We start from the raw sequence: 22548 nt of genomic DNA, 5'->3' as shown, positions 1-22548 counted from the left end.
CTGGAGAAAAGCATGCTGTTCGGACAATCCGTATTCCAATCGGTTCTCGATCGCCTCGACGCGGAAGAGGAAGAGACTCCCAAAAGCGCCGAGCCAAGTGCGCATCGCATTCACGGCCTCAATACAGGTTTCGCCTCGACCGTTCTTGAAGGCGTGTCCGTGCCGTCTGCCCGGCCGGATCAGGCCTATGTCGACAACCTGGGATCCGACGGGCCCTTCGCAAGCTTTAAAGAAGAAGCAGCGACAGGCGGAGACTCTGCGGCAAACACCAAGACTGTGACCGTAAAACCGGAACCGGTCGTGCCGGAACCACCGGTCATGCCGCAACATCTGACGCGAGTGCGGCCCGAGCAGATTGCGGCGGAACTATCGATTTCCTCCGGGGACACGATGCACAGCCTGAGCGACAAGCGCCGCGCCTTCGCCAAGACAAACCACCCTGACGGCGTTGCCCTGCCCTTTCGGGACAATGCGACGATCCGCATGAAGATTGCCAATCTCTTGATCGATGAAGCAATGCGACGCCTGGCGAAAGCCGCAAGGCTGCGGCGGTAGCTGACTCTGCATCATCAACCTCTGGCCCAGGCTAATTTTCGTACTATCGTGCCGACTGCCCTTATCACCGACTATCGCCGTCACCGGAACTCTCGTCATGCCGCAATTTCATATTCGTCGCCTGCAGCCCGAAGATCACGTCGCTTTCCGTGACATCCGACTGGAAGGACTGCGGCTGCATCCGGAAGCGTTCGGCGCATCGCTGGAAGAGGAGGAGCGCCTGTCTCCGGAAGAGATTGCCGGGCGAATCGGGCGAGGCGTCATCTTCGGCGGCTTCGACTCTGACGAGAGGCTCGCCGGCGTGATCGGCCTTGCGCGCTCGAACCCCGCAAAGATCCGCCATACCGCATCGATCTGGGGCATGTATGTGCGCCAGCAGGCAAGAGGAACCGGCCTTGCGAAAAGCCTGCTTGCCGACGCGATGGCGGAGGGAAAGACCATGTGCCGCTCGCTGCGGCTGAGCGTCGTTTCCTCCAACCTTGCCGCCATCCGCCTCTATCAGTCGATGGGTTTCAGCCAATGGGCTGTCGATACCGAGGCGCTGAAGGTTGCGGATACCTATTACGACGAAATATTGATGCGGATCGATTTCGGCTAGCCGTCACGCTTTTCGCTGTTGCCTGCGTTTTCGCCGTCGTCATCCTCATCGTCGGCGACCGCAGGCTCGCTGGCCGACTCCGGTGGTTTCGGATCGAAATTCAACAGCAGCATCCAGGCTGCGTAAATACCGACGGCACCGACGAGGATCGCCCAGAACGGCTCTCTGGTCGATGCCTCGATGACCGCCCAGCCAAGGCAGATCGCGACAATCAGGACGCGGCGCCAGAGGGGCTTGTAAAAGGGATGGTTCGGGTCGATCAACTGCATGTGCGCATGGTACTCTTAATCTCCGGGTGCGATGTCTTTAAGCTGAATTTCAAGAATGTGAAAGTCGGGCGGCTTGACGCCGCCGGCTGAAAATGGAATGAAAATTCCAGAATATTTATTATTCGGTTCGTTTATTCCGAAATTGGGAGGATGACATGACTGTAAGATTTGGTCTGCTCGGCGCCGGCCGCATCGGCAAGGTGCATGCGAAAGCCGTGAGCAGCGACGCAAATGCGAAGCTCGTCGCTGTCGCCGATGCGTTTCCGGCAGCAGCTGAGGCCATCGCCTCCGCCTATGGTTGCGAAGTGCGCACCATCGAGGCGATCGAGGCAGCAAAGGACATCGATGCCGTTGTCATCTGCACGCCGACCGATACCCACGCCGACCTGATCGAGCGCTTCGCCCGCGCAGGCAAGGCGATCTTCTGCGAGAAGCCGATCGATCTCGACGTCGCCCGCGTCCAGGCCTGCATCAAGGTCGTCGACGAGACCAAGGCCAAGCTGATGGTCGGCTTCAACCGCCGCTTCGATCCGCATTTCATGGCCGTGCGCAAGGCGATTGACGATGGCCGTATCGGCGCGGTCGAGATGGTGACGATCACCTCCCGCGATCCCGGTGCTCCCCCAGTCGACTATATCAAGCGCTCCGGTGGCATCTTCCGCGACATGACCATCCATGATTTCGATATGGCCCGCTTCCTTCTTGGCGAAGAGCCGGTTGCCGTGTCCGCGACCGCCGCCGTCCTCGTCGACAAGGCGATCGGCGAAGCCGGCGACTATGACAGCATCTCCGTGCTGCTGCAGACGGCATCAGGCAAGCAAGCAATGATCTCCAACTCGCGCCGCGCCACCTACGGCTACGACCAGCGCATCGAGATCCACGGTTCCAAGGGCATGGTTGCGGCCGAAAACCAGCGCCCCGTCTCCATCGAGATCGCCAACGGCGACGGCTATACCCGCCCGCCGCTGCACGATTTCTTCATGACCCGCTACACCGAAGCCTATGCCAACGAGATCGCCAGCTTCATCGCCGCGATCGAAAAGGGCGGCAAGATCACGCCCTCGGGCGCCGACGGTCTCGCAGCCCTGCGGCTGGCCGATGCGGCGGTGCAGTCGGTGAAGGAAGGCAAATTGGTGAAGATTGGGTGAAATCCGATCGTAGGATTCTATGGGAACGGCCGGAGGAAACTTCGGCCGTTTTTTTGGGTCCTACGGCGCGTTTCTTCGCGATACCGCCACCCCACCCTCCCTCATCCCCGTGCCCGTCACAGGGATCCAGCCGCCATGCGTCCACATGGCGAGAAGACTCCCGCGTCATCGCAAAGCGAAAATGCAGGAGCACCAACTCGTAAAGCTGCCGCTCCGATCCCCTATTTCCCCACAGCCGGCGCGCCCTCAACAGCAGCCGGAACCGCCACCGCCTGCTTCTCCGCCGCAGGTGGCGGGAACCAATACTGCGCCGCCGTCGTGCCGCGCTTGATCACCACATGCTGGTTGGCGAAGATGCGGTAGGGCTGGCTCCATTCCCCATCGGGCCATTGCACGCGAATGACGGCGCGTTCGTTCGTGCCGAGGCCGAAATGGGTGAAGCCGACATGGCCGGAGGCGTGGCCGCCGCCGACCTGGACGCGCTGCACCTGGGTGACGGTGCCGGCGCGCAGATTGATGGTGGCGCCGATGCCCATGTGGTTGATCGGGCCGTTGTCGAGCTCGATCTCCGTCCAGTTGCCGAGCGGGCGATAGCCCCAGTCGGTCTTGGCGCCGAGATTGCGGTAGAGGAAGGCCTTCTGCATGCGGTTGGCGACGAGGATGTCGAGCATGCCGTCATTGTTGAAATCCTCGACGACGGCGCCGCGGCCCTTGCCGGGCAGCGCGATGCCGGCCTCCTCGCCCATCTCGTGGAACTTGTTGTCGAAGCCGCCCATCAGCAGGTCGTCCGGGTCGCTGGCGGCGAATTCCGGCATGGCCTCGACATTGCCCTTGGTGATGAACAGATCCGTCTTCATGTCGTTGTTGACGTCGGCGAACTGCGCATGCCAGGCCGTCGACGGACGATGATCCTTGCCCGTATAGGGCCGGTAGGCCGCGGCCCCCACCTCATAGGCGGTGTCGCGATAGGTGGGATTGTTCTCGTCGGCATCCTCGTCAAGTACCTGCAGTTTGTTGTCGCCCATCGAGGTGATGAAATATTCCGGCATGCCGTTGGCCTTCGGATCGGCCTCGGCGAGGCCCATTCCCCAGATATGCAGCGCCGCCCAACCCTCGGCTGCCGTATATTGCCGTGGCGGCCGGCCGGGCGCGATCTGCCAGAGCTGCTCCTGGCCGCCGCGATAATATTGCCGGTCGTTGGCGACGCGCAGCGAATCCTGGCCGGAGTGATTCCAGTCGGTGAACAGCATGGAGAGCGTACAATAGCTCGGCTTCAGCGGCAGCGGATTGGAATAGTCGGGCTTGTCGTTGCCGACGGGCCGGTCGAAGACGTCGTCGCTGCAGGTCCCGAAAGGCGTGCCCGGCGCATAGCGATCGACATAATTGCCGAAGGCGAGCGTCGGATATTTGTTGCCCGCCTCCCAAGTGGCCGCAAAGGCCGTTGTCCAGTCCTTGCCGCCGTCGAAGGCGAATGTCTTGTTCGCCTTCTCGAAGGTACAGTTAGGGCCGCCCTTCAGGATGATGTTTTCGCCAAGGCGCAGCAGCACCAGATCGGTGTAGCCGTCATTGTCGATATCTATCGGATAGATGCCGAGAACCGAGCGCTGGTCCTTGTCCGAGAGATTGACTGGAATCTGCTGGAACTTCAGCGCCCCACCGGTCTGGCTCTGGTTGACATAGAGTCCGATCGGACTGGTGCCGCCGGCCAGCATGAGGTCCGGCTTGCGATCGCCGTTGCAATCGAAGCTCGCGACACCGCCACCGACGAAATATTCCCAGCCGCCGGTATATTGATGGTCGATGCCGGCGGCGACGGCCTCCTCCTGGAAGTGCGGCACATCCATCAGGAAAGGCGCTTCCGGCTGCGCCGGCTTGTCTTCAGCGAAAGCGGCGAAGGGCGCGAGTGCGTAAGCGACCATGCCGACGCTGGCGATGAGGGAGACGATCTTCTTCATTGTTCGATCTCCAGCGTCTTGAGGAAGGCGATGATCTTCGAACGGTCCTCGTCCGAAGCGTTGACATAGGCATCGCACGCCTTGCGGCCGTCGCCGCCATGGGCGCGAATAACGCCGTCCATCGTGGTGATGTCGTTGCGGTGGCCATATGGCGGCGTCGAGGCCACGCCCCAGAGTTCAGCCGTCATGAAGATGTTGCGATCGACGAAGCGCTGGGCGATCAGCTCGTTGCCGAGCTGGTCGATGTCGTTGTCCGTCATCGTATGGCGTTTGAGGTCGCCGAACAGCGGTACCAGCACCTGGCCCTTGTCGTTGCGCTTCAGCTTCTTCGTCCGGTCGCGCTGCGAGAGATCGTAGACCGCCGGCTCCTTCACCTGGGTGACGTTCAGCGTCCCCGCCATGTCCTCCGGTCCCGGATCGGAGAAGGAGAGGCTGTCGAGCGGCAGGCTTTCCATGTGGCAGGAGGTGCAGCCAATACCGGTGAAAAGCTTTTCGCCATCTGCCGCCATTTTGGATCGTCCGGCACTTTCTGCACCGGCGCCGGCAGCGTCGCCTGCCAGGCGACCAGCGCCGAAACGTCGCCGTCGCTGACTTCATCGGGATGGCCGTCCTCGTCGAAATCGGTTGTGCCCGTCCAGCGTCCGCCAAAGCGCTCCACCGGCTCCATGCCGTGATGCTGGTTCAGCGCGTTGACGGTAAACTGGCGTAGCGAGGTCATGACACCCTTCTGGCTGAAGGGACGGATCACCAGATCCATGTCGATGCCGTCAAGCTCGCGCATGTCGACGAGCCCGTCCGGCTGGGCGGTGATCCAGCCGTATTTCACGCCCTTGGTCTCAAGCGCGACACGCTGCGGCTCGCCCGTCTGGGCGGCGAGCGCAATCGCATCGCCGCGCTCCTTCTGCAGATCGGTCGTCATCTCGCGCGCCAGAAGCTCCAGCAGGCCGTCGCCGAACAGGCTGTTGGTGCCCCGCTCGTCGGAGAACTGCGGGTCGGTCGTGTCGAAATCGGCACTCTCGAAGCCTTCGGACACGAAGACATTGGTGGTGAAGTCGCCGGCACCCCCGGGAAATGGCAGGTTATGGCAGGAGGAACAGGCATTGGCATCGATGCCGGCCGTTCGGCTGAATTCGTTGAGGACCGGATGCTTGCGCTTGGTGGGCACGATCGCCTGCGTCGCGCCGGGCCGCCCTGCCCCGTCCTCGACCGTGAACCGTGCCATAAACAGCTGCTGGCCGATATCGGTCAGATGGTTCAGCTGGTCAGCCGTCAGATGACCCCAGACGTCGGCCCCGCCTACCCCAGCGCCGGCGTATTTTCCTTTCACGGCTCCCCTGCCAGCGCGGGGCCGCCCGCCGCTGCCAGACAGAGGCACATCAGTACCAGCTTCCTCATTCTCGCCCTCCCTTTGGCAGCATCCTTTCAGGGCACTAGCCAAGCTGTTCGTTCAATTCCATGTTCGTCGTTGCTCCCGACATGACGATATCGCTGTCGATGAGCGCCAGCGCGCGGTTCAGATGCCCCTCGAAGACGAGCGCCGGCTCGTCCGCGACCACCCGCAATTCAGGCATTCCCTCCATCCGCACGATATGCGACTGCGCGAGTCCCTCCTCGAGGCCCTCGCGCAGCAGGTCGTAGTAGCGCGCGCCCGGCCCGGTGATCGCAATCGGCATCAGGTCATTGAGGCTAAGGACGCGCGAAATCCCGTTGCCCAGCACGAGACCAGCCTGACGGAAGGCAAATCCGTTACGGCGATTGCCCTGCCGCGCGCTAGCGGCGATCTTGTCGAGCTCCGAGATTGGGACGAACTTTGCCGGGATGGTATCCCGCGGGACGTCGAAGGCGGCTCTGAGGATTGCATAAAAACCGGCATAGGCCTCCACGCAGCCATGCGATCCGCAGCGGCAGAGGGCGCCATCGGGTATATGCAGCATATGCCCGAAATTCGGCGCCGAAACCTCGTGCTCGCCACCCGGCAGTCGCGAAACGATCCCAAGCCCGATGCTGTGGCCGAGCGAAAGCGCAGCCAGCGCGCGAAACCGCTCGCCCTTATCATATTCATCGCGCAGTCCCAGTGCCGCGGCGACCAGCAGCGTTTCATTGCCCAGAATGACCTTGGCCTGCCAGCGCCCCCTCAGCGCCTCGGCAAAATCGATCTGATTGCGCCCGAAAATCGGCGACCAGCGCAGCACCGGCGCGAGGCTGTCGACCAACCCCTTGCTGCTGATCGAAATGAGCAGGACCTGATCGCGGGCGATCTTCGACCGCTCTACGATTCGCTCCAGCCCCTCCTGCAGGGCCCTGACGAATTGCGAGACAGGTTGCCCCTCCTGCACGCGGTCCTCGGTAAATCGGTCGAGCAGCGTTCCAGCATAGTCCACCAGCGAATATTGGACCGCATCCGAGGAGATGATGACGATGACGATGTAGCCGCAATCGCGGCGCTGCGAAAACAGAACGCGAGGACGCCCGCGGCCGGTTGCCGCCTGCTGTTCCGTTTTCGCGATAATCTGCGCGCGTTCGAGATCGGCGGTGATCGCCGACACGGTTGCGGAGGAAAGCTTCGTAAAATCAGAGATCTCGGTATGGGCGAGCGAACCGTGGCGCCGCAATGCCCGCAGCACCAGCACGCTGTTTCGCTGGCGCACCAATTCCGTACTCGACTTGCTCTGATTCAAGCCGTCCCCCCTCCATTCCTTCCCCCTCATCTGCAATTCCCGAATGCCCTTCTGATGGGGCCGTTTAAACCTAAGAATGCAGTGTTGACAGCTTCAAAAATCTCTGACACTAAATTTCTCGACTGTCGAGAAAAAAATCCATAGCTTTCTCGTCAGCGTTATCGCGGCGGCCGGCGGGAGCTTTAGGGTACGTGCGGTCGCATTCACTCGGGAGGGTAAATTGAGATCATTTATCAAGCTGGCCGCTGGCGCGGCCCTCGTTTTGACCATGCAGACGGCGGCTTTCGCCAAGGATCTGGTGGTCGGCGTGTCCTGGTCGAACTTCCAGGAAGAACGCTGGAAGACCGACGAAGCCGCCATCAAGAAGGCACTCGCTGCCGTTGGCGCCAAGTACATTTCCGCAGACGCCCAGTCTTCCGCTTCCAAGCAGCTCACGGACGTTGAATCCCTGATCTCGCAGGGCGCAAACGCTCTGATCATCCTTGCTCAGGATAGCGACGCCATCGGCCCGGCCATCGAAAAGGCCGCCGACGAAGGCATCCCGGTTGTCGGCTACGACCGCCTGATCGAAAATCCGGCTGCCTTCTACATCACCTTCGACAACAAGGAAGTGGGCCGCATGCAGGCTCGCGAAGTCCTGAAGGCAAAGCCGGAAGGCAACTACGTCTTCATCAAGGGCTCCTCCTCCGACCCGAACGCCGACTTCCTGTTCTCAGGCCAGATGGAAGTGCTGAAGCCCGCAATCGACGCCGGCAAGATCAAGAACGTCGGCGAAGCCTATACCGACGGCTGGCTGCCGCAGAACGCACAGCGCAACATGGAACAGTTCCTGACCGCCAACAACAACAAGGTTGACGCAGTCGTTGCTTCCAACGACGGCACCGCCGGCGGTGCTGTTGCTGCTCTCGACGCCCAGGGTCTCGCCGGCTCCGTGCCGGTTTCGGGCCAGGACGCCGACAAGGCTGCTCTGAACCGTATCGCGCTCGGCACACAGACCGTGTCTGTCTGGAAGGACAGCCGCGAACTCGGCAAGCGCGCTGCTGAAATCGCCCTCGATCTCGCGGGCGGCAAGACGATGGACCAGATCAGCGGCGTACAGACCTTCACCGGCGGCGCGAAGCACGTTCCGATGAAGTCGGTCTTCCTGACCCCGATCGGTATCACCAAGGACAACCTGAACCTCGTCATCGACGCGGGCTGGATCTCCAAGGCTGAAGCTTGCCAGGGCGTCAAGGCCGGCTCGGTTGCAGCTTGCAACTAATCGCCGCCTAACCAGCTAGAACTGCCGACGCCGTAGCGGCCCTCCGTTGCGGCGTCGAATGCAGTAGGACAAAGCCTCCGAACGAGGACCCCCTCACTGCACGACCCCTGCGCCACCGCAGCCGCCCGCCGCACGCAACGGGCGCGTCGGCGCGACCGCCAAGCATTACTGCCGGTCGGCGATGGCGTATAATGAGATCAGCGCGAGACTATTGCCAGCGACGGTGAAAGATGTCGCGGGCCAGCGCCCAACAGTGGAGAACGGCAAAGCGATGGCCGACATGACACAGTCCACAACATCGAGCGGTCCCCGCAATGCGGAAAGCGGCGCAATCGTCCGCTTCCTGCGCGCAACCGAAATCGATACCCGCCTGCTCGGCATGATCGGAGCGCTGCTGATCATCTGGATCGGCTTCGATCTTTACCTGCGAATATTCGACGGCCGGGAATTCCTGACGCCCAGAAACCTTTGGAACCTCTCGGTTCAGACCTGCGAAATCTCGGTGCTGGCGACAGGCATGGTGCTGGTCATCGTCACACGCAATATCGACCTTTCGGTCGGCTCGGTGCTCGGCTTCGTCGCGATGATCATGGGCGTCATCCAGGCCAAATGGCTGCCGCAATATCTCGGCTTCGACAGTTCCTGGACCTGGATCATTACCTTGATCTGCGGCCTCGCGATCGGTACGGCCATAGGTGCCTTCCAGGGTGCCATCACCGCCTTCATGAATGTCCCTTCCTTCATCGTCACGCTCGGCGGGCTTCTCGTCTGGCGCGGCTTGGCCTGGTATGTGACATCAGGCCAGACAGTTGCGCCGATGGATTCCACATTCGTCGTCATGGGCGGCGGCGGCGCAACCGGTTCGATCGGGGCGACCTGGAGCTGGGTGATCGGCATAATTGCCTGCCTGCTGATCATCGCCGGCATCATCGGTTCCCGCCAACAGCGAAAGCGTTTCCACTTTCCGCGGCGTCCGCTCTGGGCGGAATATTTCCTGGGCGCCCTCGGTTCGGCCCTGGTGCTCGGTACTGTCTATCTTTTCAACAGCTACTACTGGCCGATCGGCATCGCAAAGCGGTACGCAACCGATCACAATATCCAGTGGCCCGAGGCCGGGCTGGACATCCCCTACGGCATCGCCGTTCCGGTTCTTATCGCCCTCTTCATCGGCATCGTGATGACTTTCATCGCCACGCGCCTGCGCTTCGGCCGCTATGTCTTCGCGATCGGCGGCAACCCGGAAGCGGCTGAACTCGCCGGTATCAAGACGCGGTGGGTCATCGTGAAGATCTTCGCGCTGATGGGCTTCCTGGCTGCGGTCGCGGCTGCCATCTCCACCGCCCGCCTGAACTCTGCGGTCAATTCGCAAGGCACCACCTACGAGCTCTTCACCATCGCCGCAGCCGTCATTGGCGGCACGTCGCTTGCCGGCGGCAGCGGCACGGTCGCCGGCGCCATGATCGGCGCCCTGGTGATGCAGTCGCTGCAATCGGGCATGGGGCTTGCCAATGTCGATACGCCAATCCAGAACGTCGTCGTCGGTGTCGTCCTTGTCATCGCCGTCTGGCTCGACATCGTCTATCGCTCGCGCGCCAAGTAAAGGGATTCCGAACTATGACGGATCAAACCACTCCGCTCGTGGAAATGAGGAACATTTCCATTTCCTTCGGCGGCATCCACGCAGTCGACAACGCCTCTATCGACCTCTATCCAGGCGAAGTCGTCGCACTGCTCGGCCATAACGGCGCCGGCAAGTCGACGCTGATCAAGATTCTCTCCGGCGCCTACAAGCGCGACTCGGGCGACATCCTGATCAACGGCGAACCGGTCGATATCAAGACGCCGCGCGACGCCAAGAAATTCGGCATCGAGACGATCTACCAGACGCTCGCCGTCGCCGACAATGTCGACGCCGCCGCCAACCTCTACCTCGGCCGCGAGCTGCAGACAAAGTGGGGCACGCTCGACGACGTCGCCATGGAAGCCTCGACCCGCGAAGTGATGGGGCGCCTCAACCCGAACTTCAAGCGCTTCAAGGAGCCGGTGAAAGCGCTCTCGGGCGGCCAGCGCCAGTCGGTTGCGATCGCCCGCGCCATCCTCTTCAACGCCCGCATCCTGATCATGGACGAGCCGACCGCGGCCCTCGGCCCCCAGGAAACGGCGCAGGTCGGCGAGCTGATCAAGCAGCTGAAGAAGGAAGGCATCGGCATCTTCCTCATCAGCCACGACATCCACGACGTCTTCGATCTCGCCGACCGCGTCTCCGTCATGAAGAACGGCCAGGTCGTCGGCCACGCCCGCACCGAGGACGTCACCAAGGACGAAGTCCTCGGCATGATCATCCTCGGCAAGGTGCCGCCAAAAGCCATCCCCGGCCCTGGCGCCATGAAGGTTGCTTGATCTCTTGGTCATAAAGACAACGAGGCCGCAAACCATCCGGTTCGCGGCCTTTCGCTTTTAACGACTTCGATGCTCCCTTATATGCTTCTGCAGCATTTTCCGCATTGAAGCCAAACGGTTCCTAGGTTAAGAACCACCCATCGGACAAGCGAGTCACATCGCTTCAGGCATGCACCCGTAGCTCAGCTGGATAGAGTGTTGGATTCCGATTCCAAAGGTCACAGGTTCGAATCCTGTCGGGTGCGCCATTTCCCTTTTTACCACAGTCTCGATAAATCGTAGTTCGCCGGCAAATGAATGCTGCGTTTACATGAACACCCGGCTGCTGGGCCGGGTGCCCTGTCCGCGTCAATTTGTTAGTTCTCAAATCGCAGCTTCGCGACCAGGTGAGGATCGCTTGGTGCCAGTTCCAATCCGTGTGCCGTCGTAAAGGGCACTGTCGCATGCGGTGCGCTTACGACGCTGTAGCGGCCTATCGGCATATCGAACAGGATATCGTCGAAGGGCAGATCGAGCGCACGGAGCTGTTCCTCAGTCTCCTTGCGGGTATTCGCCGGGCGGATGGAGATGAAGATAACCTTGTGTCCCTCGGAAATCAGCTCGCGGACGACCGATACCGCTTCGTCATTGGCGGCGACGTCGCCGAATCTCGGGGAGAAATGGGCATTGCCGCGCTGCAGGACGAAGCCGTCAAGCAGGACGAAATAGGTGCCCTTCTGCTGGAGATTGCGGCGCCATTCCTTCAGCGTACCCCAATCCTCGTACTCGGTGACCCGGCGGGACGAAAAGGGTTCGCCTTCCAGGATCATGCTGGCGATGATGTCCGAGGTATATAGCTCGCGCTGCCAGCTCGCCTTTTCTTCCAGAAGCGTTTCGAACGTGCTGACGTAGTGCGCCGGCTTGCGGAAGAAATAGCCGCCGACGGAGAAGAGATCGGAGATCACTTCCTTCTCGCGGATCGCGACGATCACGCCGGTCTCGTCCGTCTTGATGTAGCTTTTGTTCCGCGGATTGATGGAGTCGAAGCTGTTGAGCGATTCGCTGCTGACATAATTATGCGGACGCTCGATATCGGTCAGAGCAAAACTATTGTCGCTGTCCTTGACGAAAAAGGGCTCGGAAAGCCCCGTAAGCTTCAGCGTCCGGGTCACCGTTTCCGGCTGGCTGGCCGTCGGCTCGTCGAGGACGACAACCTCGATCGCCTTGCCGAAAGCAGCGCGGATGCCGGCGCGCGCGTCATATTTTTCGTCATGCTCCTTTAGGATGGTGACGATCAGATCATCAAGCTCGAATTCCAGATTCCGGACGGCCTCAACGATCATCGGGCGCCCATTGCCGGATGGAAGCATCCACTTGGGCGGAACGCCCGGAAAACGGGATGAGCGTCCACCGCAGGGAACGATAACTTTCATGTGTGCAAACCTTTTTCAAACAGGTCGCCGGGCATGACCTGCTCGAGCAGGAAATCCAGGCGATCGAGAACGAATTGCCGGTCGTCGGAGACCTTTGCATAGGGCAGGATACGCGCGAGATGGATGCAGACGACCAGCGCAATGAAATGCGGCGAACCCGCCGAGAGCGTTTCAGCAAGTGCGGTCAGCGATTTGCGAACGTAGGAAACGACGCCGAGCGGCAATGGCTGCGACTTGCGCATGTACCACCCCGCCTTCAGGTCCTGATCCAGCTTGGCAATATCGGCCATCCAATGATTGAAGAATGTATCCAGGAGGTCTATGAAGACGATCTCGCCCGCTTCCGTGACGACGATATTCTCGAGCGTCATGTCTCCGTGGCACGCCGTGACGGCAAGAGCTTCCGGCATCTCGGAAGCCTCGATGACTTCCATCAGCCGCGTGATGGAGCGATGTGACCGGATATCGACGGCAGGCGTGGCAGCGAGTATCTCCCTGCATTTCGCCAATGCGCTTTCTCGCGGCGAGACCTGCAAGGCAGGGTCCTGCAGGCTGGCAAAACGCTCAAGACTCCTGCAGAGCTTTTCCGTAAACCGCGCGATCGCAGGAAAGCTGGCGGTTCGCAGAAAGCTTATGCCGTCTAGTCCGTGGATGTATTCCATGTCGAAATAATAGAGGTCGCCTTCATAGCCTTCGTCAAGAATGTGGGGCGTCGTCGCGCAGCCATCCAACAGGCCAGCCGTCAGCTTCTGCTTGATCGCCTGCGCCTGCAGTCGCGCATTCCCAGCCGGTGTCGCAGAAATCTTACGAATGAAAGCAGGCGAAGCGCCTTCACGTATCAACAGCACCCTTGCACCGGAAAAGCCTGAAAGCTCGATTTCCGATCGTTCGGGATGAATGTTTGGCGCAGCCTCGAGGCTTTGATAGATCTTGAGCTTCAGACTTGTCATCGCGCCCCAACCTCCAAGGCAGTTCTCCACGCGGGAAGAGTCCGCCTTACATCAAAGACCTGCATGCCCGCAGCCGTCGCGGCCGCAACGCCGTCATCCATATCTTCGAAGACAAGGCAGCGCTCCGGAGCCACCCCCAACAAGCCCGCCCCCTTCAGATAACCTTCGGGATCCGGCTTGCCCCGGACAACGTCGTCGCCGCAGACGATCGCGTGAAACAAGTCAGCCCATCCCATGGAATCCAATGTCGTATGCACGCTTTTGCTGGAGCCAGAGGAGACGAGCGCGACCGGGAATACCTTGCTCAACACCGGCAGCAACAGCGAGCAAGGCAGCCGCGTGGGCGGAACATCGCGAAAGAGTTGCGTAGCCCTTGCCACCTTTCGCCGATGGATCTCCTCGACCGGAACCTCGCAGGCGGCGCCATTCAGCAGGCGCGGAATCGTTTCCCTGGCCGCACCACCCGACGCAGCCATGAACGCCTGGAAATCCAGAGAAATGCCTATCTCCGCCAGCACATCTCTGTAAGCCTGATAGTGCAACGGCATGGTATCGACCAGCGTACCGTCGAGGTCGAAAAGGATCGCCTCGACCGCGGAGCCGCTGCGATCTCCAAGGTCACGGCCTAACATTGTCTGGATACCCATCGAACTACCCCAATTTATTCGACCAAACTATTGGTCATGGCGCTTGTGCGTAGCTGTCGCAGATGCCGATTTGCACGTTTAAGCTGCTGTGTTAGATGCAACGCAACATCGACATGACCGCATTGCCGCCGCCGGCCTGCGGATTTGCCCCTGAGAGGCTCCGACGCTTCAACCGGCATGCAACGATACTTGGAAAGGTCTGCGGATAGCCCTTTCCCCCGCAGACAATGAGGTATTCAGCCGATTTCGTCCGGAAATCATGAGACTGGGATAGACGAGAAGGCTGACGATCTGCCGAATCGCATCAGGTCATGAGGCTGAAAATATATCGGCGCAGATCGCAGTCCTCGCGGGGAACGCGCTTGACGCTGAAGACGCCCTTGAGCGCCGAGGCGCCGATATGCGGCGAGCGCAGCGCCCGCGGCATCCGGCGTGCGACAAGCAACCCGGTGCCACGCCTCACCTGTTCGACAACATGAGGGTTCATTTCCAGATTATTGCAATAGTTGCAGAGCGTTATCGGCAAAGTTACGTCAGTGCCCATGAGGCCGAAACACGCAGCCATCGTCGGAAGGATCACTTCTTCTATAGGAAAGCCGATCGGTCCCATCGGAAAATGTTCGACGAATAACTTGGCGATCTGCATGAATATCTGCCTGCTCGCAAATTGCCCCTCCGCCTGGCCGCCAAAAAACAGCGGAAGTCCGAGGGCCGCCAGAAAACCTTGCATTCCCGGCAGGTTCAGAAAATTCGAATTGAACACGCCCCAGTCGTTGGAAGGATCGTAGACCTCGGTCTGGGATCCCAATTCGTATTGCGAGACATAGTCCGCAAGCCCGTGCTTCACCAGCAACTCGTTGGACGAGATCAGCATAACCGCGTCAAAATCGAGACCGGCTTCAAGCGCATAGAGAAAGTTGGCGATATGCGTGTGCATGATGCCGCCCGACCAGACGGTTTGATAGGAATATGGGCTGATATGCACATTTTCAAAGTCGCAATGACGCCTGAACTCATCTTTGCTGACGGCGGCATCGGCGGATACGTGAATGCAAATGACCGATCCAGGGCAGAAATAATTGATGTTCTCTATCTGGCCCCGCAGAATATCCGGCCGTTCATGAACAGGAAGCGAGAAAAGAATCTTCCTCATATTAGTTTTCATATCCTTTTTTAAATATTGGCGACCCAGAGGCTAGCGAGATCGTGCAAAATACGCATGCGAACACCCTCGGTATCGCTCTTATCCGATTAAGCTGTTGTTAAGCTGGTGCCGCATAGTTGCCGGTGGCCATCACAGATATAAAATCAAATATTATCTCGCAATTTCAATAATATATACGTGATCGCATCGTTTGTCCTGATGGCAGATCGTCTTGTTGAGCAAGATCAATCTGCCTAGTGAGCAGTATAGGCCCCATCGACCAGATAGTGAGCTCCAGTAATGAAACTTGCTTGTTCAGACAGCAGGAAGCAAACGAGCGCTGCGACCTCTTCCGGTTTTCCACGCCTGCCCATCGGCTGAAGCGCTGCCATTCGTCGCGTGCTCGCTGCCTCAAGGTGCTCGGAGAGAAGCGGTGTTTCGATCCAGCCTGGTCCGACGGCATTTATGCGAACGCCGAATCGCGCATACTCAATCGCCGCTGCTTTCGTCAGTCCGACGACGCCGTGCTTGGCTGCCGTGTAAGCCGCCGCGGTCGGCAATGCAACGGAACCGAGCGTGGAGGATATATTGACGACCGCGCCCCCGCTCAGTTTCATCATCGCGGCGATCTCGTATTTCATGCAATAGAAAACGCTGTTCAGATTGACGTTCATCAAATTGTGCCAGCATTCGAGCGGATAGTCGGCGACCGCTGCGCGTACCCCATCAATTCCGGCGTTGTTGACGGCTAGATCGAGGCCACCACATGTCTCGACGGTGAAGTCGACGAGCCTCTTCACACTTTCAGCATCGCTTACATCGACGATGAACTCACGAGCACGCCCGCCATCGGACCGAATCGCCACTGCGGTCTGCTGCGCTGCTTCGGCATTGATATCGGCAACCACAACTTCGGCACCTTCATTGGCCAGTTCTCGCGAAATTGCCGCGCCAATGCCGGAACCTGCGCCCGTTATGATTGCGATTTTCCCTTCCAGGCAAAGTTTCATCGACCCCCCTTTCCCATCTGCTAATATTCGAGCAGAGTGAGATGATCGATGCAAGGAGTTTCATGGATCATGAAAGTGCAACTAGAGATGATCCCCAGTTTTCAAGCTTGCTGTCTCCGGAGGTGAACGCCTTGGTCTAAAAACTTCATGCTGTTGATTGCAAATCATCGGAACTGACTGAACTACTTGGGCAGGTGAAAATGGACGGACACGATGCAACACGCCGGTCGCTCCTTTTGGGTGGCCTCGCTTTGATGCTCGCAGGATGTGTTACGCAGGAGGATGGACCACCACTGGGGTATTATACATTTGGACGGGATCCAGATGTCGATCCACGCTATCGGCGGCAGGAGGTTGCATATACGGGGAGCGAACCGCCCGGCACCATCGTCGTTGATACGGCGAGTCGTTACCTTTATTTTGTCGAAGCAGAAGGCCGGGCCACGCGCTACGGGGTTGCCGTCGGAGAGGAAGGACTGAGCTTCAAGGGCGAAGCCACCATCGGCCGCAAGGCGGAATGGCCGTCATGGAAGCCCACCGACGACATGATCCAGCGCAAACCCCGCCTGGCCCAATATGCCGATGGCGTCCCGGGTGGACCACTCAACCCCCTCGGTGCGGCGGCTCTTTATCTCTATCAGGGCGGACAGGACACCTTGTTCCGGCTGCACGGGACGAACGCTCCATGGTCCATCGGCCATGCGGTGTCCAATGGGTGCGTTCGTCTGACGAACGCTAACATTATCGACCTTTATTCTCGCGCTCACGTGGGCACACGCGTGGTGGTCATATAACGGTGTTTACCATTTGAAATTGAGGGGTTGGCCTTAGCAAAAAGTATCTGCTAATGTAGATTCGCTGCATGTTGTGTCATTTCCAGATTATGCAACATGCCGAATGTCGCTAAACTTTTGGGTGTAGCCTTCGACAAGCTATCCCATGATCAGGAGAGGACTTCTTGATGAGCAGAATTTTATTCGTGATCGTTGCAATGGTAGCGGTAGCCAATCTGAGTTCCTGCGGAGCGATTGGCAAGGGCAAGGGGAAGGCCCCGCCGCCGGCAGCAGCGGTCTATAAATAAGAATTCCTGTGATTTTTCGGAAGGGCCACGTCGGCCCTTCCCTTTCCAATACCTTCAAACGGCCAGGACTGATCCCACCTTAAATTCAGGGCACAGAATGGCATATCTGCTGGCATCAAGCTCGCTTTTGTCAGAGCTTACATATGGAGCGTGGTCATGGCGCTTGGAAGAAGCCGTTGGTGGTTGGTCGCCGTTTTGGCGGTTGCGGCAACATCATGCCAGACAGAAGATAAGGCGCCGTTGCCGCGTTATACGTCCAATGGCCCCGGCGCGCCGGCGGCGACAGCCGACAACAAAGCAAATCGGCATTTCATCGAATTCCGCTCACGCTATGCGTTGACCTATGGCCACACCTACGTCGTTTTTGGAACCTTGGACGCGAAGGGAAATATGATCAATCCCGAGGTTGCCGGCCTTGCCCCAGCCTCGCCGGATGCGGCGCCCTATGTCATCGGGCATATCATACCGGTCCCGGCCACGACTGGAGCAACTGACGGCGACCTTGAAGAGCAATACAGGTCAGCAAGCTGGCGGGTAATGCTCTCGGACTCAGAATATAACGACGTTGTCGCCTTTATCCGCAAGCAGCAAGCGACCTCCCATTTCTGGCAGGCTACAGTCGACAATTGCAACAACTGGGTCGGCCAAATCGCGGCGCACATGGGCTATAAGACACCTGCCATCTGGCTAAGGCCGCAACAATTCATTACAAACCTTCGTGAGATGAATACATAAATACAGGTTGAGTAGATTTGGGAATCTCGCGCGGCTTCTTGAGATCGCGCAACCCGGATCGTGGAGAGGCTTCGGTATTGGACTTGAACGTGTCAGTGGCTGTCGTGGGCGAGGCCATCTGGGTCCTCGGAATTGTTGCGTGGTACATTATTCGATACCCATTTGAGCGTCGCGCCAAGCGAGTGCCTGTAGTCAGCAAACGCCGGACGGTTTCTGAAGCCGTCGGGCTTGCGGCAGCTCTCGCCGGTCTCGCAGTCGTGCCGGGGTTTTACGTCGCGACGGGAATCCCTAAAGCAGCCGACTATTCATCCTATCCTTGGGCCGTTGCGATCGGAGCAATACTCATTTGCGCGGCAATGTGGGTCTTTCGCAGAACCCACAAGCAGCTGGGACGAAACTGGTCCATCACGCTGGAAATCCGCCAGAAACATGAACTGATATGCGCGGGGCCTTACGCCTTCGTCCGCCACCCCATGTACACGTCATTCCTTCTGATGGGGCTTGCACAGGCTTTTCTATTGTCGAACTGGGTGGCAGGTCTGGCTGGGGTTGTTGGCTTCGCAGTGCTATTCTTCCTGCGAGTGGATAAAGAAGAACGTATGATGCTCGAAGTCTTCGGTCCGCAATACCGCGCCTATATGGATAAGACCAAACGCATCATTCCTTATCTTTACTGAGGGGTAGAAAGATGAGGGGGAGAACAATCAGGCTTTCGCCAGCAAGGCGGCTTGTCGGGGATCTGATGAGATTCTCGATCGGGATACCGCGCGTCACCGTTCAGCGGCAAATGAATATCCGCCCCTTGGTTGACGCCAGGAGTGCATCCTGCGTCCGCCCTTCCTGGACAGTGCTTTTCCTGAAGGGATACGCTCTCCTCTCGCAGGAGATCCCCGATCTGCGGCGTGCGTACATCAAATTCCCACGGCCTCAGCTCTATGAATACCCGGCAAGCGTGGCCTCGATTGCCCACGAGCGTGAGCATGAGGGCGAGCGAGTCGTTCTCTTGAGCACCATCAAAGGCCCTGAGAAACGCCCCATTCCCGAACTGGAAAAACTGATCCAGGACGCAAGGTCGCTTCCGATATCGGAAATCAAGGAATTTCGACGCTCGCTGAAGCTTGCTCGCGCTCCAGGCTTGTTGAGATGGCTGCTCATGTGGCTCGGGCTCAATATCGGGCGAAAGCGCGGGCGTTATTTCGGCACGTTCCAGCTATCGGTCTATTCCGGCCTGGGCGCGGAATCGCTCAACCCCCTCACCCCGTTGACCACCATCTTCAACTATGGCCCTATCGGCGAGGATGGATCGGTTACAGTTCGTATCCATTACGACCACAGGGTCATGGATGGAGCAAATGTCGCAAGAGCTTTGGAACGATTTGAGAAAATCCTGAACAGCCAGGTCGTTGACGAAGTAAGAAGCCTCGCCCAAAACGAAGCTGCCGCCAGCACGGTGAGCATAGGAATTTCGAAATGACCCTGAACGGCGAGCTTCGCCCAGCTGTCGTCGTCATCGGCGCTTCCCGCGGCATCGGGCGGGCAATTGCCAAGGTTGCCGCGCGAGAAGGCAACGTCGTTGTGCTCGTCGCACGCTCTGCCGAGGGTCTGGCGGCAACAGCCGCCGACGTTGAGAAGGCCGGCGGAAAAGCCTTCACAATGGAACTGGATCTCGTTGCCCCTGATGCGTCAGCGCGCCTGGAGGCTTTTCTGGCCGCCAACGATCTGATCTGCAGCGTCCTTGTCAACAATGCCGGATATGGGCTGCGTGGCCCGGCAGCATCCCTCCCCGCCGAAGATCAGCTAGGAATCATCGATCTCAACATACGCGCCCTGGCCGACATGACTCTTCGCTTCCTGCCAGGCATGGTGGCTCGCGGGAGCGGCGGGGTACTCAATCTCGGGTCCGTCGCGGGCTTCGTTCCCGGCCCCTATATGGCCTTCTACTATGCCAGCAAGAGTTTCGTTCGCTCCTTTTCCGCTGCACTTCATGAGGAAGTCCGTCGCTTCGGAGTGACCGTGACATGTGTGGCACCCGGGCCGGTGTCGACGGAGTTCCTTGAAAAGTCCGGCGCAGACCGGGCTGCTCTTTTCAAAATCCTGCCCAAGCTGGATGCGGACTATGTCGCCGAGAGAGCGTGGCGCGGTTTCAAGTCCGGCCGTCGCCTCGTCGTTCCCGGCATCTCCGCCAAACTGACGGCGTTGATCGCTGTATCTCTGCCGGTTGCAGCACTCGTCCCGCTGGTCGGTCTGTTTCAGCGCAGAAGCAAAGATCCCAGGCCCTCATAGACAGAGGACCAGGTTCGGCCAGTGCTGTAACGACAGCAGCCCCCAGCATCGACGCCCTTATTTCAAGTCGTGGGCTTGGCCGGACGCTCTCAATTCTGCAAGTGTTTTGCCCACGCAACTTCCACCGGTTGAGCCGCCAACGGCCTTGGCATGCCCGTCAAGAGTGATCGTGCCGGCAATCTTCTCCGAAGCGACGTACGTTGCCACACCCTCCGGAGTTACTCTCGACAAATAGTAGGCATGGAACGTGCCCTTGTATTCGCAACCGACCACAAACGGAAAGCTGCTAAACGCGTCAGCCGCCTGAGCAGTCGAACCCGAGGCTGTCGAAAATTGTTGCGATGCGCAGGTAGCAAATAACATCACCATCATCATTTTGGTCGGTCTAGCGCAAATCATCCGAAGCAACGATTGGGCCATGGAACGAAAACTCCTCCAGCTTTTCATTGAACCAATGTTTTCATTCTGACTTGCCGCAGCAACGACATTGCTCCCCAGCAAGCGAAATTGCGTCTTTAGTAATATCCACTTTAGAAGCGAAGAGGGAAAAGGAGCGCGTATCTTACGGTAGTTTACAGGCAGATTTCACACTTAGCGATGATCGTTTAGGCCTTCTCTGCAACCTGCCAACACTACGCCAACAGGGAAGGCTCACGGCTTCGCAACGTGCAAGATCGTTGCGGCACAACGTAGGCATGTCCAAGGCGATATTACCGTAACATACTTCCTTGCGTTCTGGCTTTCGAGCACGGTTTGCCGTCGCTGCACGCCCGACTGTGGCGCGCCGATGAGACGGGATCAGGGGGACCGGGAATGTCAAGGAGAAGCAACTTTTTCGCGGCTGTTGCCCTTGCCTGTATGGCGCAGGCTACGCTCGTTCAGGCCGAGACCATGAGCTACGCGGATGCGATCACCAAACTTGCCGACGACTGCGGCGCCGACATCGGCAAATTCTGCAAGGGATTGAATCTCGGTGGAGGACGGATCGCCGACTGCCTCGAACAGAACGCGGCAAAGGTCTCGCCAACCTGCAAAGCCTCGGTCGCTGGTGTCGTTCAATCGATCACCCAGCGCGAGCGGGCCCAGGGCGCCTATAGCGACGTCTGCGCAGGTGATATCGCCATGCGCTGCAAAGGCGTGAAGGGCGACGGCTACAAGCTTGCCTGTCTGAACAAAGCGCAAAAACGGGTGAGCGACAAGTGCAACCAGGCGATCATAGATGCGGGCTGGAGATAAGCCGATGCGACAGCGTTTCTTCAAGACATTCGCAGTTCTCGTTGCACTCGGCATCCTGCCGGCGGGCCTCTCCTTCGCTCAACAGGTGTCGCAGGAACGGATCATTTCAGGCCTTGGCAAGCTCAAGGCCGCCGCCCCGTCCGTCGACATCGAATTGTTGCGCCAGGAGGCCATCAGCGGCGCGGGCAAGGACATGTCGGCTCTGCCCAACTGGAGCAAGATTGCCAAACTTCCTCAAATGGTCGTTGAGATCAATTTCGAGAATGACTCGGTCGCCATCCAGCCGAAATCCTATCGGACGCTCGGTATGATCGCAGATGCGCTGCACCATCCGAACCTTTGGGCCTACAAGTTCCTGGTGATCGGCCATGCGAGTTCGACTGGGGACGAAAAGCACAACCTCGATCTCAGTCAGCAACGCGCCATCGCGATTAAGGAAGCATTGGCGACCACATTCGCGGTCGACCCGCAGCGACTTTACGCCGTCGGCGTCGGCGAGGCCTTCCCGATCGAGGGCGTTAGCACCGACGCCTCCAACAACAGGCGCGTCCAGCTCGTCAATCTCGGCGTGTTCACAAGCAAAAAATAAGCTGAAAACGGCGCCGACTTTCGCGTCGGCGCCTCACGTAACCTTACCAAGCATGCCCGAACGTGAATCAGACCAAAGTCCCGGTCGCGGAACAACGACCGCGCCTTCTTCATTCCCCAGTCGCTCAACAAAAAGAGGAGTGGAGCAAATGAAGAAAGTTCTGATTGCAGCCGCAGCTCTCGCGTGTTCGTTCGGTGCCTCCGCTTACGCCGATGGCACTGTGACAGGTATCGTCGGTGGTGCAGCGACCGGAGCCATCGTAGGTGGTCCGGTCGGTGCAGCCGTCGGCGGCGTCGTAGGCGGTATCACTGGCGCAGCCATCGATCCGCCGCCGCGTGAAGTCGTAACTTATGTCCAGCAGGCCCCTGCTCCTGAGCAGCCCGTCGTCATCCAGCAGCCTGTCGCTGTCGGTCGTGAGCTTCCCGCCGACGTCGTCGTTACGCCCGTTCCGGAGAACCCGCACTATGGCTACGTCGTCATGGGCCAGCAGCGCGTCATCGTCGAGCCGCACAGCCATAAGGTGGTGCAGATCATCCAGTAACGAAACCGGAAGAGAGCGGGAGATGCCACGTCAAGTGCGGCCTCTCCCGCTTTCTA

At 59.1% G+C, this 22548-nt stretch carries 26 protein-coding genes and 1 tRNA gene; 16 read left to right on the top strand and 11 right to left on the bottom strand.

Going from position 1 to position 22548, the window contains the following annotated elements; translation table 11 throughout:
• Window positions 1-12 precede the first annotated feature (12 nt).
• Window positions 13-555 carry a hypothetical protein gene (locus tag EV561_RS06725; protein WP_132518928.1) on the top strand — a complete coding sequence of 181 codons (543 nt, stop codon included), beginning with the start codon at window positions 13-15 and terminating at the stop codon, window positions 553-555.
• 97 nt (window positions 556-652) lie between these two features.
• Window positions 653-1153, top strand: a complete 501-nt coding sequence (locus EV561_RS06720; RefSeq protein ID WP_132518926.1) for a GNAT family N-acetyltransferase — start codon at window positions 653-655, stop codon at window positions 1151-1153.
• Here EV561_RS06720 and EV561_RS06715 read toward each other — a convergent pair.
• Entirely contained in the window at window positions 1150-1422 is a 273-nt protein-coding gene (locus EV561_RS06715; protein WP_132518924.1) for a hypothetical protein, read from the bottom strand. The genes EV561_RS06720 and EV561_RS06715 overlap by 4 nt on opposite strands.
• 155 nt (window positions 1423-1577) lie before the next feature.
• On the opposite strand from EV561_RS06715, the gene iolG reads away from it, so the two are divergent.
• Window positions 1578-2570: an inositol 2-dehydrogenase gene (gene iolG / locus EV561_RS06710; RefSeq protein WP_132518922.1), complete on the top strand. Its 993-nt coding sequence runs from the start codon at window positions 1578-1580 to the stop codon at window positions 2568-2570.
• A 221-nt stretch (window positions 2571-2791) separates the two neighbouring features.
• On the opposite strand, the gene EV561_RS06705 is transcribed toward iolG, so the two are convergent.
• The 4 genes from EV561_RS06705 to EV561_RS06690 form a co-directional block, all read right to left on the bottom strand.
• The gene (locus EV561_RS06705) at window positions 2792-4525 is read right to left on the bottom strand and encodes a CRTAC1 family protein (RefSeq protein WP_245512599.1); all 1734 of its coding nucleotides are present in this window, start codon (window positions 4523-4525) and stop codon (window positions 2792-2794) included.
• Window positions 4522-4980: a hypothetical protein gene (locus EV561_RS06700; protein WP_245512598.1), complete on the bottom strand. Its 459-nt coding sequence runs from the start codon at window positions 4978-4980 to the stop codon at window positions 4522-4524. The genes EV561_RS06705 and EV561_RS06700 overlap by 4 nt, the downstream gene beginning before the upstream one ends.
• Window positions 4911-5852, bottom strand: a complete 942-nt coding sequence (locus EV561_RS06695) for a hypothetical protein (RefSeq protein ID WP_132518918.1) — start codon at window positions 5850-5852, stop codon at window positions 4911-4913. The genes EV561_RS06700 and EV561_RS06695 overlap by 70 nt, the downstream gene beginning before the upstream one ends.
• Before the next feature lie 103 nt (window positions 5853-5955).
• Window positions 5956-7203 carry an ROK family transcriptional regulator gene (locus EV561_RS06690; protein WP_245512597.1) on the bottom strand — a complete coding sequence of 416 codons (1248 nt, stop codon included), beginning with the start codon at window positions 7201-7203 and terminating at the stop codon, window positions 5956-5958.
• A 220-nt stretch (window positions 7204-7423) separates the two neighbouring features.
• On the opposite strand from EV561_RS06690, the gene xylF reads away from it, so the two are divergent.
• From xylF to EV561_RS06670, 4 genes are all read left to right on the top strand, one after another.
• Window positions 7424-8464: a D-xylose ABC transporter substrate-binding protein gene (gene xylF / locus EV561_RS06685; RefSeq protein ID WP_132518914.1), complete on the top strand. Its 1041-nt coding sequence runs from the start codon at window positions 7424-7426 to the stop codon at window positions 8462-8464.
• 271 nt (window positions 8465-8735) lie between these two features.
• Window positions 8736-10064: a sugar ABC transporter permease gene (locus tag EV561_RS06680; RefSeq protein WP_132518912.1), complete on the top strand. Its 1329-nt coding sequence runs from the start codon at window positions 8736-8738 to the stop codon at window positions 10062-10064.
• Between the two features lie 14 nt (window positions 10065-10078).
• On the top strand, window positions 10079-10864 hold the full coding sequence (locus EV561_RS06675) for an ATP-binding cassette domain-containing protein (protein ID WP_132518910.1): 786 nt from the start codon (window positions 10079-10081) through the stop codon (window positions 10862-10864).
• A 171-nt stretch (window positions 10865-11035) separates the two neighbouring features.
• Window positions 11036-11112: transfer RNA gene (locus EV561_RS06670), tRNA-Arg, on the top strand.
• A 108-nt stretch (window positions 11113-11220) separates the two neighbouring features.
• Here the strand turns inward: EV561_RS06670 and EV561_RS06665 are convergent.
• The 5 genes from EV561_RS06665 to EV561_RS06645 form a co-directional block, all read right to left on the bottom strand.
• Entirely contained in the window at window positions 11221-12276 is a 1056-nt protein-coding gene (locus tag EV561_RS06665) for a hypothetical protein (protein WP_132518908.1), read from the bottom strand.
• A complete protein-coding gene (locus EV561_RS06660) occupies window positions 12273-13226 on the bottom strand; it encodes a phosphotransferase (RefSeq protein WP_132518906.1) in 954 nt (317 codons plus the stop codon). The genes EV561_RS06665 and EV561_RS06660 overlap by 4 nt, the downstream gene beginning before the upstream one ends.
• Window positions 13223-13873 (bottom strand): HAD-IA family hydrolase, encoded by a 651-nt coding sequence (locus EV561_RS06655; RefSeq protein ID WP_132518904.1) that lies wholly within the window; start codon window positions 13871-13873, stop codon window positions 13223-13225. Before EV561_RS06655 ends, EV561_RS06660 begins: the two co-directional genes overlap by 4 nt.
• A 304-nt stretch (window positions 13874-14177) precedes the next feature.
• Window positions 14178-15026 carry a hypothetical protein gene (locus EV561_RS06650; protein WP_132518902.1) on the bottom strand — a complete coding sequence of 283 codons (849 nt, stop codon included), beginning with the start codon at window positions 15024-15026 and terminating at the stop codon, window positions 14178-14180.
• Window positions 15027-15271: 245 nt separating this feature from the next.
• Window positions 15272-16027 carry a glucose 1-dehydrogenase gene (locus EV561_RS06645; RefSeq protein WP_132518900.1) on the bottom strand — a complete coding sequence of 252 codons (756 nt, stop codon included), beginning with the start codon at window positions 16025-16027 and terminating at the stop codon, window positions 15272-15274.
• Between the two features lie 200 nt (window positions 16028-16227).
• Here EV561_RS06645 and EV561_RS06640 point away from each other — a divergent pair, with 200 nt between their 5' ends.
• The 6 genes from EV561_RS06640 to EV561_RS06615 all read left to right on the top strand — a co-directional run bounded on the left by EV561_RS06640 (window position 16228) and on the right by EV561_RS06615 (window position 20126).
• A complete protein-coding gene (locus EV561_RS06640) occupies window positions 16228-16821 on the top strand; it encodes a L,D-transpeptidase (RefSeq protein ID WP_132518898.1) in 594 nt (197 codons plus the stop codon).
• A gap of 167 nt (window positions 16822-16988) precedes the next feature.
• Window positions 16989-17108, top strand: a complete 120-nt coding sequence (locus tag EV561_RS06635) for an ABC transporter (protein ID WP_132518896.1) — start codon at window positions 16989-16991, stop codon at window positions 17106-17108.
• 156 nt (window positions 17109-17264) lie between these two features.
• Entirely contained in the window at window positions 17265-17843 is a 579-nt protein-coding gene (locus EV561_RS06630) for a hypothetical protein (protein ID WP_132519888.1), read from the top strand.
• 89 nt (window positions 17844-17932) lie between these two features.
• Window positions 17933-18520 (top strand): protein-S-isoprenylcysteine O-methyltransferase, encoded by a 588-nt coding sequence (locus EV561_RS06625; RefSeq protein WP_132519885.1) that lies wholly within the window; start codon window positions 17933-17935, stop codon window positions 18518-18520.
• A gap of 11 nt (window positions 18521-18531) precedes the next feature.
• Window positions 18532-19317: a hypothetical protein gene (locus tag EV561_RS06620; RefSeq protein ID WP_132518894.1), complete on the top strand. Its 786-nt coding sequence runs from the start codon at window positions 18532-18534 to the stop codon at window positions 19315-19317.
• Window positions 19314-20126 carry an SDR family oxidoreductase gene (locus tag EV561_RS06615; protein WP_132518892.1) on the top strand — a complete coding sequence of 271 codons (813 nt, stop codon included), beginning with the start codon at window positions 19314-19316 and terminating at the stop codon, window positions 20124-20126. The genes EV561_RS06620 and EV561_RS06615 overlap by 4 nt, the downstream gene beginning before the upstream one ends.
• Window positions 20127-20183: 57 nt before the next feature.
• Here the strand turns inward: EV561_RS06615 and EV561_RS37830 are convergent, their stop codons facing one another.
• Entirely contained in the window at window positions 20184-20546 is a 363-nt protein-coding gene (locus tag EV561_RS37830; RefSeq protein WP_245512596.1) for a hypothetical protein, read from the bottom strand.
• A gap of 393 nt (window positions 20547-20939) precedes the next feature.
• Here EV561_RS37830 and EV561_RS06605 point away from each other — a divergent pair, with 393 nt between their 5' ends.
• From EV561_RS06605 to EV561_RS06595, 3 genes are all read left to right on the top strand, one after another.
• Complete coding sequence (locus tag EV561_RS06605; protein ID WP_132518890.1) at window positions 20940-21362, top strand: cysteine rich repeat-containing protein; 423 nt, start codon at window positions 20940-20942, stop codon at window positions 21360-21362.
• 4 nt (window positions 21363-21366) lie between these two features.
• A complete protein-coding gene (locus EV561_RS06600; RefSeq protein WP_132518888.1) occupies window positions 21367-21951 on the top strand; it encodes an OmpA family protein in 585 nt (194 codons plus the stop codon).
• Between the two features lie 148 nt (window positions 21952-22099).
• On the top strand, window positions 22100-22492 hold the full coding sequence (locus tag EV561_RS06595) for a DUF1236 domain-containing protein (RefSeq protein WP_132518886.1): 393 nt from the start codon (window positions 22100-22102) through the stop codon (window positions 22490-22492).
• The last annotated feature ends 56 nt before the right edge of the window (window positions 22493-22548 follow it).

The organism is Rhizobium sp. BK376 (genome assembly GCF_004341625.1).
GTDB lineage: Bacteria > Pseudomonadota > Alphaproteobacteria > Rhizobiales > Rhizobiaceae > Rhizobium.
This window is presented reverse-complemented; position numbering and strand designations above follow the sequence as displayed.